This is a genomic window from Xenorhabdus khoisanae (assembly GCF_001037465.1).
Taxonomy (GTDB): Bacteria; Pseudomonadota; Gammaproteobacteria; order Enterobacterales; family Enterobacteriaceae; genus Xenorhabdus; species Xenorhabdus khoisanae.
In genome coordinates this window covers 19,548-31,882 of sequence record NZ_LFCV01000028.1, presented here as the reverse complement: position 1 = coordinate 31,882, position 12,335 = coordinate 19,548, and the positions used below count along the sequence as shown (strand labels likewise).

At 42.6% G+C, this 12,335-nt stretch carries 11 protein-coding genes; 6 read left to right on the top strand and 5 right to left on the bottom strand.

What is annotated here, in order from left to right; all coding sequences use genetic code 11:
* Positions 1-2: 2 nt before the first annotated feature.
* On the bottom strand, positions 3-734 hold the full coding sequence (rsmE, locus tag AB204_RS05015) for a 16S rRNA (uracil(1498)-N(3))-methyltransferase (protein ID WP_047962288.1): 732 nt from the start codon (positions 732-734) through the stop codon (positions 3-5).
* Positions 735-1,119: 385 nt separating this feature from the next.
* Here rsmE and AB204_RS23760 point away from each other — a divergent pair, with 385 nt between their 5' ends.
* Positions 1,120-1,569 (top strand): prepilin peptidase, encoded by a 450-nt coding sequence (locus AB204_RS23760; protein WP_053067834.1) that lies wholly within the window; start codon positions 1,120-1,122, stop codon positions 1,567-1,569.
* Between the two features lie 140 nt (positions 1,570-1,709).
* The gene (locus tag AB204_RS20760) at positions 1,710-2,027 is read left to right on the top strand and encodes an MBL fold metallo-hydrolase (RefSeq protein ID WP_053067833.1); all 318 of its coding nucleotides are present in this window, start codon (positions 1,710-1,712) and stop codon (positions 2,025-2,027) included.
* Positions 2,028-2,925: 898 nt separating this feature from the next.
* On the opposite strand, the gene AB204_RS05000 is transcribed toward AB204_RS20760, so the two are convergent.
* The gene (locus tag AB204_RS05000) at positions 2,926-3,810 is read right to left on the bottom strand and encodes an MBL fold metallo-hydrolase (protein ID WP_047962287.1); all 885 of its coding nucleotides are present in this window, start codon (positions 3,808-3,810) and stop codon (positions 2,926-2,928) included.
* A 140-nt stretch (positions 3,811-3,950) separates the two neighbouring features.
* Between AB204_RS05000 and AB204_RS04995 the strand changes: the two genes are divergently transcribed.
* On the top strand, positions 3,951-4,865 hold the full coding sequence (locus tag AB204_RS04995; RefSeq protein ID WP_047962286.1) for a LysR family transcriptional regulator: 915 nt from the start codon (positions 3,951-3,953) through the stop codon (positions 4,863-4,865).
* Here the strand turns inward: AB204_RS04995 and AB204_RS04990 are convergent.
* The gene (locus AB204_RS04990; RefSeq protein WP_047962285.1) at positions 4,848-5,792 is read right to left on the bottom strand and encodes a LysR family transcriptional regulator; all 945 of its coding nucleotides are present in this window, start codon (positions 5,790-5,792) and stop codon (positions 4,848-4,850) included. The genes AB204_RS04995 and AB204_RS04990 overlap by 18 nt on opposite strands.
* 142 nt (positions 5,793-5,934) lie before the next feature.
* Here AB204_RS04990 and lysA point away from each other — a divergent pair, with 142 nt between their 5' ends.
* Positions 5,935-7,230 carry a diaminopimelate decarboxylase gene (gene lysA / locus AB204_RS04985; RefSeq protein WP_047962284.1) on the top strand — a complete coding sequence of 432 codons (1,296 nt, stop codon included), beginning with the start codon at positions 5,935-5,937 and terminating at the stop codon, positions 7,228-7,230.
* Positions 7,231-7,283: 53 nt separating this feature from the next.
* Here the strand turns inward: lysA and fadE are convergent, their stop codons facing one another.
* Complete coding sequence (gene fadE, locus AB204_RS04980) at positions 7,284-9,731, bottom strand: acyl-CoA dehydrogenase FadE (protein WP_047962283.1); 2,448 nt, start codon at positions 9,729-9,731, stop codon at positions 7,284-7,286.
* A gap of 253 nt (positions 9,732-9,984) precedes the next feature.
* Between fadE and lpcA the strand changes: the two genes are divergently transcribed.
* Together lpcA and AB204_RS04970 are read left to right on the top strand one after the other, a co-directional pair.
* Positions 9,985-10,566, top strand: a complete 582-nt coding sequence (gene lpcA / locus AB204_RS04975) for a D-sedoheptulose 7-phosphate isomerase (RefSeq protein ID WP_047962282.1) — start codon at positions 9,985-9,987, stop codon at positions 10,564-10,566.
* A gap of 23 nt (positions 10,567-10,589) precedes the next feature.
* A complete protein-coding gene (locus AB204_RS04970) occupies positions 10,590-11,357 on the top strand; it encodes a class II glutamine amidotransferase (protein WP_047962281.1) in 768 nt (255 codons plus the stop codon).
* Here AB204_RS04970 and AB204_RS04965 read toward each other — a convergent pair.
* Positions 11,328-12,092, bottom strand: coding sequence for a L,D-transpeptidase family protein (locus AB204_RS04965; RefSeq protein ID WP_047962280.1), 765 nt, complete (start codon positions 12,090-12,092; stop codon positions 11,328-11,330). The genes AB204_RS04970 and AB204_RS04965 overlap by 30 nt on opposite strands.
* Between the last annotated feature and the right edge of the window lie 243 nt (positions 12,093-12,335).

Genomic DNA, 12,335 nt, shown 5'->3' with positions numbered 1-12,335 from the left:
CCTTAACCCAGATCACCAAAACGTACTTGCAGTGCGGTAATTGCGGTGAGTGCCGTAGTTTCTGTCCTCAGGACGCGAGGCCCTAACAGGATATCAGTAAATTGATATTTTGCTGTCATTTCAATTTCTTCAGCGGTCAAGCCTCCTTCAGGCCCAATTAATAGGCGTACTTTTTCCACGGGCAGCGGGAGAGTATTGATGCTTTGGTTAGCACGGGGATGCAGATTTAATTTTAGGCTGTCATCATTTTCCTTGCACCATGCTTCAAGTAACATGACCGGACGGATCTCAGGAATACGATTACGTCCACACTGTTCACAAGCAGAAATGACAATTTTTTTCCATTGTTGTAATTTTTTCTCCAGTCTTTCCGCATCCAGTTTTACACCACAACGTTCAGAAAGTAATGGTGTGATAGTGCTGACACCGAGTTCCACGGATTTTTGGATGGTAAATTCCATTTTCTCACCGCGGGACATGACTTGCCCCAAATGCAGGTTCAGGGGGGATTCATGATCAGATAATTGGCTATTAAGGATACGCACCTGAACTGTTTTTTTACTGGCTTCAGTGATTTCTGCATCAAAAACCTGATTGCTGCCATCAAAGAGTTGTAATGCCTGCCCGTTACTCATTCTGAGTACGCGCCCAACGTGATTGGCTGCATCATCGCTCAGATAGATTTTGGCCCCTGCTGAGAGCGGTTCAGGGTGATAGATGCGGGGAATTCGCATATTTCTTCTTTCCTTCTTTTTCCGGATGTCTCCGGCATGGCGCAAACAGCCATATGACAAAATTGATTCATAGCCATGATAAATGAGCGCTGTTTGCGTGATCAAGCTATCTCTTATCTTCGGGAATACAGGATATATCCTTGCGAGCTGGCTCGCATATTTATTTTGTAATTGCTGTTTTAAATAAATATCTGTTGCCAATGATGGGAATAAAAAATTAGTATTCCTCCTGTCCTGATTGATATTGGGAAATATGGAAAGAATACAGTAACAAGGATGTTATTTACAAAAGAGGGATTTATAAGGTGGCTTTTTATAAAGGCATGGTATTTACGGGCGTAAAAGGTAATTTGTTATTTTAACTAACTTAGATTGTATAATAATAATGTTCTTCTGTAGCACTTTACTATTATTATCAGTTATTGATATTAAAACGTATAGTTTGCCGGATGTTATTACACTGCCTTTATTATGGATTGGGCTTTTATTTAATATTGATGCTCATCTGGTTCCAATAGAGAGTGCAATATACGGCGCCATATCAGGGTATCTATTTTTATGGTTTTTGTATTGGTTGTGTCGATACACCTTCAAGAAAGAGGGGATAGGCTATGGAGATCTTAAATTAACCGCAGCCATTGGTGCATGGTTGGGAGTGGAAATGATACCAATACTGATGCTGATGGCTTCATTATCTGGTCTGTTGGGGTTTATACTGATGGGATTGAAAAGGAGGTCTTACCCTGAATTTATCGCATTTGGGCCTTATTTATGTTTATCCGCAATAGTGTTGGTGGGGTTTTCACTGGGTGATCTTGATATTACTTCTGTCTAATATATTCTTAATCTTCCAAGTTAACAGAGCGGCTAACCAAGCAACAATTTGCAAATGAAGGGAAGGGGGATTTATAACAATAAGGCTTGAATATTTCTTTTAAAAAGTTCATTCTCTTACTATACCCAATGGATTTCAAGATGCAGCCAACAAAGCGGCAACTTGAAAGACGACGGGTATACGTTTATAGAGGAGATGAAATCTATTATGACATTAAAGATAACGGCTTTATTGGAAAATCAGGTTTTACTGATGCCAAATTGATTTGTCATCCTGAAGTTAAAAATGAAAGATATTATGGTTGGGTAATGACAAAGAATACAGCCTTGACATTCAAAAAATTATCCAAACAAATTGAACTCGAAAGATTTGATACTTTTTTTTCTAAGAATGAAATGCATATCAGTGATAATTTTTTATATTCAGGAGAAATAAGGAAAAAAGAAAATAAACAATAATTCATCATCGGTTGTATTGATGTTGATTGTAAACTGAGGGAAATAAAAAGTGGCGGAGAGAAAGGACTTGCACCTATAGTACACATTCTGCCCATGTTGGACGTTTGAAGCATCCAGATGGTTTAGGCTGCTTATTCTGCCATGCTGGATGTTAGAAGCATCCAGATGGTTAGGCAGCTCATCCTGTATACGGCTAGACGTTGGAAGCATCTAGTTGGTTTAGGCCGCTTATCCTGTATGCGCTAGACGTTTGAAGCATCTAGTTGGCTTTAGGCTGCTTACCCTGCATATTCTAGATGTTTGAAGCATCTAGTTAGCTGAGACTGCCAGCCTGTCTCTCCGCCGACTCCAACAATAAAAAAAGTGGGATTTTTATTCAAGCCGATTTATTGCGTTATGAATAAATGATCACAACTTCGGTTTATTTATTATTGCGAATCATAAAAAGGCACTAAATATCACACCGATTAAGATGAAGTTATGTTTATCTGATAAGTTTTCTCCATTATTAATGGTCTTATTTTATTAAATTTCATATGAAATTTAATATAAACTAATAATTTGTTTTTTGATACAGGTGTAATTATAGATTGTTGCCGTTTTTTCTGTGTACCGGGTTGTTTGAAATTGAGGTGATAAATTTCATTAAGATAATATTTCACATTTTATAATCATAGTGCCGATATTTTGACTTTCTTTGAGAATATATATTTTGGAAGGATGATGTTTTTTGAGGGGAATAATTCTTAGTTCCATATATTATTATGGCATGGCATGGCATGGCATGGCATGGCATTTGTATGTTGGAATAGTCAAGTTATATATCAATAATTATTATTTGTTAGATAAATATCTAAAATACGGACGTTGCTATCCACAACATCCGTATTATTTCAACTTACTGAGGCCACTTCATTTCGCCTTTTAATACTTTGGCACTTAGCTCAAGGCTGGATTCATCAGCAAGGTCTGGATAGTGATTTTTTATCGCTGTAATCAGCGCATCGGCATCTTTTGCTTTTGGTAATTCTTTTTCCAATGTGGTCAGATAATTTTGCGTGAAAGTCACGGAATCTAATGTCATTGATGAATTACCCAGATAATGGCCCGGCACAACCGTTTCAGGTTTTAAGCTCTTGATTCGATCCAATGTTTGTATCCAATGTTGGCGAGATTCTTTGGTTTGAGTGTCTGCAATCCATACATGAATATTGTCAGAAACAGTAACACCACCGACAACCGCTTTCAGTTTAGGAACCCAAACAAAAGTACGATCGGGAGCCGGGCCATCCAAACCTTCAACAATCAGTTTTTCACCATCAACGGTGAAAGTATTTCCTTTCAGTGGTTCAGGTACAATGACTTTCTTAGGAGCCTGATCGGTAAGAATTCCACCCCAATAGGCTAATTTACCGTCTTTGGTTTCATTGATCGCTTTGATGGTTTCCGGTGATGCAATGACCTTGGCTTTCGGGAAGGCTTCGGTGATGACATCAAGGCCAAAGTAAAAATCAGGATCGGATTGGCTGATATAGATCGTTGTCAGTTTCTTACCTGTCTGCTGGATCATTTTCACCAGTTCTTGAGCATCATTTTTCTTAAACTGGGCATCGATCAGAACAACTTCACGATCGCCACTGATGATTTCAGAAGAAACAGGGAAAATGCCTTTTTCACCCGGATTATAGATATCCAGTTTGAGATCGGTTGCTTGGGCCAGTGATGCCATTCCTAAAGAAAGGGTCGCCGCCAGAGCGATATTTGATGTTGTTTTGCGAGCCATAATCGAATTCCTATATCAAAATACTTATTTGCTTGAATGGCATGTATGATAGGTTGCATTTTTCGATTGAAAAACCACAAAATAAGCAATTATTTGTTGCATAGATCGCTCTAATTAGAGCGAGTAATGAGACGGTTAAAATGGATAGAGTCACAGCAGCACAGGTATTTGTCACGATTGTAGAGCAGGGAAGTTTAATCGCGGCAGCAGAACGTTTGGATATGTCGAGAGCGATGGTATCCCGGTATTTGGCTGAAATGGAAAAATGGGCAGGTATTCGCTTATTACATCGTACAACACGCAAGATTAGCCTGACCTCGGCAGGAGAGAGTGCTTATCAACGCAGTCTGAAGTTGATGGAATTAGCGGAAGCAATGCCTGTACAGCAATCATTGGGAGCGCAGACTTTGAAAGGATTATTGCGGCTGAGTTGTTCCCAATCATTGAGTACCAGTGCGCTGTCAGTCGCGATACCTGAATTTATGCGGCTATATCCACAGATCGCTGTCAATCTGCAAATGAATAATAAAGCCATCAACTTAATTGAGGAACGCATTGATTTAGCGATCCGTATCACCAATAATCTGGAACCAAACCTGATTGCCCGTCCATTATCGACTTGTCATTCTGTCGTTTGTGCTGCACCTTCTTATTTAGCTGGAAAACCTATCCCCCAAAATCCTGCGGACTTAGCATCACATAATTGCCTGACTTATAACTTTTTTGGCAAAAGTTTATGGCTGTTTGAAAAACAGCATGAGAAATATTCAGTTCCTGTCTGCGGTACGTTAAGTGCCAATGAATCGACGGTATTAATGGAGGCGACTTTGCAGGGAGCGGGGATAGCAATGCAGCCTTATTATTCTGTTTCTTCTCATTTGACGTCTGGGAAGTTGGTTGAGTTGTTACCTGATTATCAACCTCAGTCAATGGGGATCTATGGCATTTATGCCAGCCGCCAGAATATGCCCGCGACTCTTCGGGCGTTGTTGGATTTCTTGGTGAAGTGGTTTGCAACATCTCCTCATTGGCAGCAGTTAATGCTGAAAAGCTGAGGCCAACTTTAAGGGAAACTGAGCGGCTTGTTGTTTTAAATGATGAATAAAGATTTCAACTGGCTCTGAAGAGGGGCGGTGTATGGGTTTAATTAAACTCACTGTAAAGGGAATATCGATGCTGAATGGCCGGATGCAGATCCCTGCATTGTTATCTAAATAATCCAGCGCAGTGAGTGGGTTGACGATCGATAAACCGATACCTTCGTTGATCATGGCACAAATTGAGGCCGCGCTATGAGTTTCCATTACCATATTGCGATTGACATGATGCTCAGTAAAGATCGTGTCAATGAGCTGCCGGTAACTGTCTGTGATCGATAAGCTGATAAATTTTTGTCCGTGAAAATCTGCCGGGGTCAATTGTGATTTTTGACAGAGTGGGTGATTAATGGGCAAGACACAAACTTCATTTAAGGTTATCAACGTATCTTGCTCAGTACCTGCGGGAGTCTGTAAGTGCTCGGTCAGGCCAATATCATGGCGTTGTGCTGAGAGCCATTCTTCTAAGAGAGGAGATTCTTGTGGAATGATGGTCAATTTTGCTTCTGGGTAACACTGGATGAAGCTGCGACAGGCTTTTGGTAGCAAAGACTGAGAAAACATGGGCAGGCAAGCGATGGACAATTGTGCATGCTCAAACTGGCGAATACTGTCAGCCGCGTTGATTATTCTTTCCAGTCCATAATAAGAGCGTTGTACTTCTTCGAATAACCGCAATCCTTGCGCGGTGGGAAACAAGCGCCCTTTGATACGATCAAACAATTTGAATTTTAGTAACTGTTCCAGGCGGGCGAGTTCACGACTGACGGTTGGTTGCGAAGTTTTCAATAAGATTGCCGCATCAGTCAGGTTTTTAGTGGTCATTACTGCATGAAAAATTTCTATGTGTCGCCATGAAATATGTCGCCATGAGCAGGAATGCATATTATTTACCTCTTGTTACCTCGTGATGGAAAAACAGACTAATCGATATCATGAATGAATAGACTATAGCTAAATGGATATTTTTATTCCTGCCTTATTGTTGTCAATAATAAAGCATCTGCTGATTCTGTGAGGCACTTCAATGGCAATTTCAACTTTTCCTAATGGATTAGGGGAAAATTTTACCCCTGAGAATTTACTTCAATTACCTGTTCAGTATGGAACACCATTGTGGCTTTATGATGGCGATAACATCATTAAGAAAATCAAAAAATTAAAGCAGTTTGATGTTATCCGGTTCGCACAGAAAGCGTGTTCCAATACCCATATCCTGCGTTTAATGAGAGAGCAGGGCGTGAAAGTAGATGCGGTTTCGTTGGGGGAAATCGAACGGGCGCTTTATGCGGGCTTTCAACCAGGGCGCGATAGATCGGAGATTGTTTTTACTGCCGACGTGATTGATAAGGCAACGTTGCAGCGTGTTATTGAGTTGGATATTCCTGTCAATACTGGCTCTATTGATATGTTGGAACAGATTGGGGAATGTAAACCTGGTCATCCTGTCTGGTTGCGCATCAATCCTGGATTTGGGCATGGACACAGTCAAAAAACCAATACCGGTGGTGAAAATAGCAAACATGGTATTTGGTATCAGGATCTACCTTTGGCGATTGAAAAGATCCATCAGTATGGTTTGAAACTGGTGGGGCTGCATATGCACATCGGTTCAGGCGTGGATTATCAACATCTCGCCAATGTATGTAATGCGATGGTAGAGCAGGTCATATTATGCGGAGAAGACATCCAATCTATTTCAGCAGGAGGCGGATTATCAATTCCTTATAAAATCGGTGAGGAAACGGTAGATACTGAACATTATTACAGTTTATGGCATGAAGCCCGTCAGCGTATTGAACAACATGTGGGGCATCATGTTAAGTTGGAAATTGAACCCGGCCGTTTTCTGGTTGCTGAATCAGGGATCTTAATGGCAGAAGTGCGGGCGGTAAAATCTATGGGCCGCCGTCATTATGTGCTGGTGGATGCCGGCTTCAATGATTTGATGCGCCCGGCTATGTATGGCAGTTATCACCATATTTCTGTTTTGTCAGCGGATGGCAGTGATAATGGTGCGGATTTACAGAAAACGAATCTGAGCGAAACAAATCTGAGCGAAACCTTAGTTGCAGGGCCGTTATGCGAATCAGGTGATGTTTTTACTCAGTTGGAAGGTGGAGACGTTATCCCGCGCATGCTGCCTCAGGTAAGTGTCGGAGATTATCTGATCTTCCACGATACGGGCGCTTATGGCGCGTCTATGTCTTCGAATTATAATAGCCGTCCTTTGATTCCTGAAATTATGTTTACTGGCGGAGAAGCGCGTTTGATTCGTCGTCGCCAGACAATAGAAGAGTTGTTATCGTTGGAATCCATTTAAATAAAATACGGGGCAAATGCCCCGTATTTTATAATCATATTTTCTGGTCAGCATCAGGCTGCTTTAGTTTGACGCTGACTTTCAGGCTTTTTTGCTGAGTTTGGTACAGCAAATGCATCTGGCTCAAACTCATCGACATTGATTGAACGTAGTCGGCTGTTTTCAGCCTGTTTCAGGATATCAGCTTCTTCCTGAGTGATCTTATGTTCTGCCAATGCTGTTTCAGCTAATTTATCCAAGCGAGTAAAGCTCAGGTTTTTGCCTGCTTCGCGGCTCAAACGAGCATGGATTGGCTCTGCGGCGATAATATCGTGCAATGCAGCTTCCAATAACCCGTGAGGGTTGTGCTCACTTGGAGTCAGATATTGTCCACGTCCAATCCGGCTGCGGGTTGCGGAAGGAGTTTGTAATATCTGGGCCAGCTTGTGATCCAGTTTATCGGATGGTGCAGTATGTGCACGACCCAATGGGAAGACAATCACTCGCATTAAACCAGCAACTAAACGGTTAGGGAAATTGCGCAGTAAATCGTTCATAGCCAGTTCAGCTTGGTTCAGGCTATCTTCGACTGCCCATTGCACTAATGGCAAATCTTCTTTCTGGCGGCCTTCGTCTTCATAGCGTTTCAGTGCAGCGGAAGCTAAGAAAATTTGGCTCAGAATGTCCCCCAGACGGGCTGAAATGCGTTCACGGCGTTTCAGGCTGCCACCCAATACTCCCATTGAAACATCAGAGAGAAGGGCAAGGTTGGCACTTAACCGATTGATCTGTTGGTAATAACGGCGAGTTGCGTCATTGACTGGTGAGCTGCTGGTTCTGCCTTTAGTAATACCAAGCCACAGGCTGCGCAGGGTATTGCTGGCAACATGACCCAGATGACCAAACAGAGCCTTATCAAAGGCTTTAACATTATTACCCTCTGCTGCTGCGATTTCAGCCAGTACATAAGGATGGCAACGAATTGCACCTTGGCCGAAGATGATCATGCTGCGGGTCAGAATGTTTGCACCCTCTACGGTAATAGCAATGGGTGCGCCCTGATAGCTACGGGCAAGGAAGTTGGATGGCCCGAGACAAATGCCTTTACCGCCTGCGATATCCATTGCATCAATAAAAGAGCGTTGCCCTCTGTGAGTACAATGGTATTTCACGATAGCAGACAGAACAGCAGGTTTTTCGCCTTGCATGATACCGCTGGTAATCATGGTTGCAGCCGCATCCATCAGGTAAGAGTTACCTGCGATACGTGCCAATGGCTCTTCGATACCTTCCATTTTGCCGATTGGCAATTTGAACTGACGGCGAATATGGGAATAAGCACCAATTGCCATTGCAGCGCTTTTTAATCCTCCGGTCGCGTTGGATGGCAGGGTAATGCCACGACCAACGGACAGACATTCAACCAGCATACGCCAGCCTTGCCCTGCCATTTTCGGCCCACCAATGATGTAATCGATAGGAACGAAAATGTCTTTCCCACGGGTTGGCCCATTCTGGAATGGGACGTTCAATGGGAAATGTCTCTGACCAATTTCAACCCCCGGGGTGCTGGTTGGGATCAAAGCACAAGTAATGCCGAGTGATTCGGTCGTTCCCAGCAGATGGTCAGGATCGTACAGTTTGAATGCCAATCCCAGCACTGTCGCAATAGGAGCAAGCGTAATGTAACGTTTGTTCCAGTTCAGTCGCATCCCAAGAACTTGTTCACCTTGCCATTCACCCATACAGACCACGCCTGTATCAGGGATAGCGCCGGCATCGGAGCCAGCTTCTGGGCTGGTTAAGGCAAAGCAAGGAATTTCTTCGCCACGGGCAAGACCTGGCAGGTAACGTTTTTTCTGTTCATCAGTGCCATAGTGTTGCAGCAATTCGCCCGGTCCCAGAGAGTTAGGGACACCGACGGTAATCGCCAGAATACCGGAGACACCTGCGAGTTTTTGCAGTACCTGAGATTGGGCATAAGCGGAAAATTCCAGACCACCGTATTCTTTCTTGATGATCATGGCAAAGAAGCGATGTTCCTTCAGATACGCCCAAAGTTCTGGAGGTAAGTCAGCCAATTCATGGGTGATTTCGAAATCATTTGCCATGCGGCAGGCTACTTCGACCGGACCATCAATAAATGCTTGTTCTTCTGCGGTTAACTGTGGTTTTGGATAGTTGTGCAGTTTTTGCCAGTCAGGGCTGCCACGGAACAGATCGCCTTCCCACCAGGTTGTTCCTGCATCAATGGCTTCTTTCTCTGTGGTGGACATGCTTGGCATAACCTTGCGGAAAGCTTTTAAGCCGGGAGCAGAGAAGAGAGAAATACGTATTGGTGTAAAGACAAGAGGAAACAGGACAATCGCGAGTGGTAACAGCAACCAGTAACTCCAAAGGCCGGTGATGCCCATGACTAAAGTATAGGCAACAAGCAATAAACTACTGAGAGTCAGGCTGACTTTGCGGTAACAAAGCCCGCCAAGCAAGACTAAAAACAAAATAATGCTGAGAGCGGTCATAGTAAAAACTCCTGTAAATCTCAGGTTGAGTTGTCAGAGGTCTGACCTGTTGTGATGTCCTTCTTTTGTAGATGAGGAAAAGGTTTTTATCAATGTATTTACATCTTAATTACAATCTAGCTCACAAAGTGATTGTAGTTTTACACGTGAGAATTTCATGGAGATGTGATGGCATCTTCTTTCAAGAGGGGGAATCCGTTACACTGAATAACTGATGTTATTAATCCCGAAGACCTTTCAGGAGTATGAGTTCATGTATCAAGATCTGATCCGCAGTGAATTATCTGAAGCCGCAGACGCGCTGGCTAAATTCCTTAACGATGATGCGAATATTGACGCTATTCAAAAAGCGGCTGTTTTGCTGGCTGATTCATTCAAGGCAGGAGGAAAAGTGCTGTCTTGTGGCAATGGTGGCTCGCACTGTGATGCTATGCATTTTGCGGAAGAATTGACAGGCCGTTACCGCGAAAACCGTCCGGGATATCCGGCGATTGCAATTTCCGATCCTAGCCATTTATCCTGCGTGAGCAATGATTTTGGTTATGAATATGTATTTTCCCGTTACTTAGAAGCTGTAGGCCAGAAAGGTGATGTGTTATTGGGCATTTCGACTTCAGGGAATTCAGGTAACATCATCAAGGCGATTGAAGCCGCTCGCGCTAAGGGAATGAAAGTCATTACGCTGACGGGTAAGGATGGCGGAAAAATGGCTGGAACAGCAGATGTTGAAATTCGGGTACCACATTTTGGTTATGCGGATCGTATTCAGGAAATTCATATCAAAGTGATTCATATCTTGATTCAGTTGATTGAAAAAGAAATGGTAAAAGCCTGATTGCAGTTTGTTAGGGGTAGGCGATGTGTGAATTACTTGGCATGAGTGCCAATGTGCCAACAGACATTGTTTTTAGTCTGAGTGGCTTGATTCAGCGTGGAGGGCATACCGGTCCCCACAAGGATGGCTGGGGGATCACTTTCTATGAGGGATTGGGATACAGGACGTTTAAAGACCACCAATCCAGTTGTTACTCACCTGTGGCTCAATTTGTACAAGGCTACCCGATCAAATCAGAAGTGATTGTGGCTCATATTCGCCAGGCAAACCGAGGTAATGTTTCTCTGGTGAATACCCATCCGTTTACCCGTGAACTATGGGGCAAATATTGGACTTACGCCCACAATGGACAACTGAAGGGATATAGTAAGCTGAAAACGGGGAATTACAGCCCTGTAGGTGAAACAGACAGTGAATGGGCATTTTGCTGGATATTACATCAATTATCCTTGAAATATCCTAAACGTCCTTCCAATTGGCCTGCGGTCTTTAAGTTCATTGCATCTTTGGCTGACCAATTGAGGGCAAAAGGTGTTTTCAATATGCTGTTGTCAGATGGCGAATTTGTCATGGCTTATTGTTCAACCCAATTACATTGGATCACGCGTCGTGCTCCTTTCGGCAAGGCTAAATTACTGGATCAGGATGTTGAAATTGATTTTCAGCAGCATACCCAGCCAGGGGATGTTGTATCAGTGATTGCCACCCAGCCCTTAACCGGAAATGAAAATTGGCATCGGATTGAATCCGGAAACTATGTGTTATTTCAGCTTGGAAATCGTATAGTTTGATTCAGTACTCCAGAAGGATGAAGGATTTCCAGTTTTTTCGTTAACAACATATCGCCCGTCTATTATGCTGATAGTGGCTGGTATGCCAGTGTTGGCAAAATACTCATAGGCGGGCTGTAATTGTTTCCAGAATTGGTAGTTGTCGTTATGTTTATGCCGTCCCATATTCTGTGACGTCATTCTGAAGGGATAAATATTGATCTTGATTTCATGTTGTCCATGATAAAGTGCCTTTTCCGCGTATTGGTATATTTCCTCTATATAGCGATTGGTCATGGCGTAACATCCAATGGATTTGCATTCACCATGAATCATTAAATTATTGCCAGAATAACCTTTGGATTTATCGAACTCATTAGGAAAGCCCAGATTAATGGCCCGATAATAGCGGCTATTCGGATTTAACTGTTTAATGCTGACATGGTAAAACCCTTCCGGGCTTTTGAAATCATCTTTCAGTGTTTTGGGACCAAGTCCGCCAGAGTAATTACAGATAGGGTAGCTTTGTGTTAATTGATAACGGCCATTTCTGTTTTTTGTATAAAGTTCAAGAAGTTTTTCTTCCTTGAATATTTGAATGAAAATTTCGGCGCCAATTTGTTTCAATGGTGCCTGTTTGGTTGATGGCTTGTCGGTTGATGGCTTGAGCCACGATAAACCACTTTGTGTGGCAGCAAAAAGCGGCATATGTAATAGCAATAAGCTCAATGAAAGGTAAAGAACCGTTTTTTTCATAACATAACCGTGCAAAAAAGGTAATAAATTGATGAAATGTTGAGTTTAGGGTTGTCATGTTTTGGCGAAATATAGAGTAAAAGATAGCAGTGATCTCCAGTCTCTGTGAAGTTACTTTTTGGTCAAAAATTACACCATTGTAGGTAAAAGTGAGGGTTGAATTCGCCTTTACCGAGTAATTAACTGTTCAGCAGAGAAATTATTCCTATTTGCTTGAGCTAAGTCACTCGATTAATCAGACAG

What these genes read in the sequence shown, in the direction of transcription:
- rsmE (WP_047962288.1), bottom strand. Translation starts at nt 734, where the DNA reads ATGCGAATTCCCCGCATCTATCACCCTGAACCGCTCTCAGCAGGGGCC.
- AB204_RS23760 (WP_053067834.1), top strand. Translation starts at nt 1,120, where the DNA reads ATGTTCTTCTGTAGCACTTTACTATTATTATCAGTTATTGATATTAAA.
- AB204_RS20760 (WP_053067833.1), top strand. Translation starts at nt 1,710, where the DNA reads ATGCAGCCAACAAAGCGGCAACTTGAAAGACGACGGGTATACGTTTAT.
- AB204_RS05000 (WP_047962287.1), bottom strand. Translation starts at nt 3,810, where the DNA reads ATGGCTCGCAAAACAACATCAAATATCGCTCTGGCGGCGACCCTTTCT.
- AB204_RS04995 (WP_047962286.1), top strand. Translation starts at nt 3,951, where the DNA reads ATGGATAGAGTCACAGCAGCACAGGTATTTGTCACGATTGTAGAGCAG.
- AB204_RS04990 (WP_047962285.1), bottom strand. Translation starts at nt 5,792, where the DNA reads ATGCATTCCTGCTCATGGCGACATATTTCATGGCGACACATAGAAATT.
- lysA (WP_047962284.1), top strand. Translation starts at nt 5,935, where the DNA reads ATGGCAATTTCAACTTTTCCTAATGGATTAGGGGAAAATTTTACCCCT.
- fadE (WP_047962283.1), bottom strand. Translation starts at nt 9,731, where the DNA reads ATGACCGCTCTCAGCATTATTTTGTTTTTAGTCTTGCTTGGCGGGCTT.
- lpcA (WP_047962282.1), top strand. Translation starts at nt 9,985, where the DNA reads ATGTATCAAGATCTGATCCGCAGTGAATTATCTGAAGCCGCAGACGCG.
- AB204_RS04970 (WP_047962281.1), top strand. Translation starts at nt 10,590, where the DNA reads ATGTGTGAATTACTTGGCATGAGTGCCAATGTGCCAACAGACATTGTT.
- AB204_RS04965 (WP_047962280.1), bottom strand. Translation starts at nt 12,092, where the DNA reads ATGAAAAAAACGGTTCTTTACCTTTCATTGAGCTTATTGCTATTACAT.